Source organism: Gammaproteobacteria bacterium (genome assembly GCA_003696665.1).
GTDB lineage: Bacteria > Pseudomonadota > Gammaproteobacteria > Enterobacterales.
Map to the genome: position 1 here is coordinate 1 of RFGJ01000002.1, position 1,235 is coordinate 1,235.

Genomic DNA, 1,235 nt, shown 5'->3' on the forward strand with positions numbered 1-1,235 from the left:
CCAAATTGGCCAACATTGAGCAATTGATCGATTTTTGCCGCACATATCAGGTCGTTACGACCGAGCGCATCCATGTCATGTGTCGTGTAGGTCACAACGCAGCGATTATACGAGACCTCAAGATCAGGGTGATGGGCTTCTTTGTTGGCAATCCAAGCGACCGCGTTGACAAAGCTCATCGTGTGATAGTAATTCTTGAACACAAATGTCCGCCGAATGCCTTTGCCGCCATTGACAACTTCCCATTCCGGCAACTGAGCGAGTAATGCATCTCGCTCTTCTGCAGACAACGGCTGACGGCTTGATTCATCGTGTTGGCATTGTTGTTCATGTAAGGGCTGCATGGTTTTCCCCTCCGAGTTTTTGATGACCGGCAACATGTTACCCCTTTACGCTGGGCAAAGCGATACCTATGCTATGGGCATTCACGTGCCATAAGGGAGACATCACCGATGTTGGCGGAAGACAACTTAATTTGGATTGATCTGGAAATGACCGGCCTAGACCCAATGCAGGATCGAATTATCGAAATTGCCACCATTGTGACCAATGCCCAGCTTGAAGTGATTGCGGAGGGGCCGGTCATCGCCATTCATCAGCCGGATGAGGTGCTCAACCGAATGGATGAATGGTGCCAAACGACGCATGGCAATAGCGGTCTGATTGAACGTGTCCGTGCCAGCCAAGTGGATGAGCGTCAAGCAGAACAGATGACCATTGATTTCCTGGCTAGGTATGTCCCCAAAGGGAAATCACCCATGTGTGGCAATACCATTTGTCAGGATCGACGCTTTTTGGCGCGTTACATGCCTACATTGGAGGCTTTTTTCCATTATCGTCATATTGATGTCAGCACCATTAAGGAGCTGGCGCGTCGGTGGAGCCCTGACATCCTGGATGGTTTTGAGAAGAAAGGGACGCATTTGGCCTTGGATGACATTCGGGAATCGATAGACGAGCTTCGTTACTATCGGCAGTTCATGGGACGTTTGGGTGGCCATGTACCAAATTGATGGCCAATTTGAGCATGGTGTGATTATTTTTGCCCATGGTGCGGGGGTGATGATGGATGCGCCATGGATGACGACGATGGCCAAAGGGCTTGCGTGTTGTGGTTTTGGTGTGGTGCGTTTTGAATTTCCATACATGCAAAAAAGGCGGAAGGACGGGCGCAGGCGGCCGCCGGACAGGATGCCACAATTGGTGCAATGTATGTTGGACGTGATTCAGGAGGC

3 protein-coding genes are annotated in these 1,235 nt (G+C 50.5%); 2 read left to right on the forward strand and 1 reads right to left on the reverse strand.

What is annotated here, in order from left to right; translation table 11 throughout:
- A partial coding sequence (locus D6694_00045; GenBank protein RMH48851.1) for a 4a-hydroxytetrahydrobiopterin dehydratase occupies window positions 1–344 on the reverse strand: 344 nt, incomplete at its 3' end.
- A gap of 108 nt (window positions 345–452) precedes the next feature.
- Between D6694_00045 and D6694_00050 the strand changes: the two genes are divergently transcribed.
- Window positions 453–1,013 (forward strand): oligoribonuclease, encoded by a 561-nt coding sequence (locus tag D6694_00050; protein ID RMH48849.1) that lies wholly within the window; start codon window positions 453–455, stop codon window positions 1,011–1,013.
- A partial coding sequence (locus tag D6694_00055) for a hypothetical protein (GenBank protein ID RMH48850.1) occupies window positions 1,000–1,235 on the forward strand: 236 nt, incomplete at its 3' end. The genes D6694_00050 and D6694_00055, both read left to right, overlap by 14 nt.

What these genes read in the sequence shown, in the direction of transcription:
- D6694_00050 (RMH48849.1), top strand. Translation starts at nt 453, where the DNA reads ATGTTGGCGGAAGACAACTTAATTTGGATTGATCTGGAAATGACCGGC.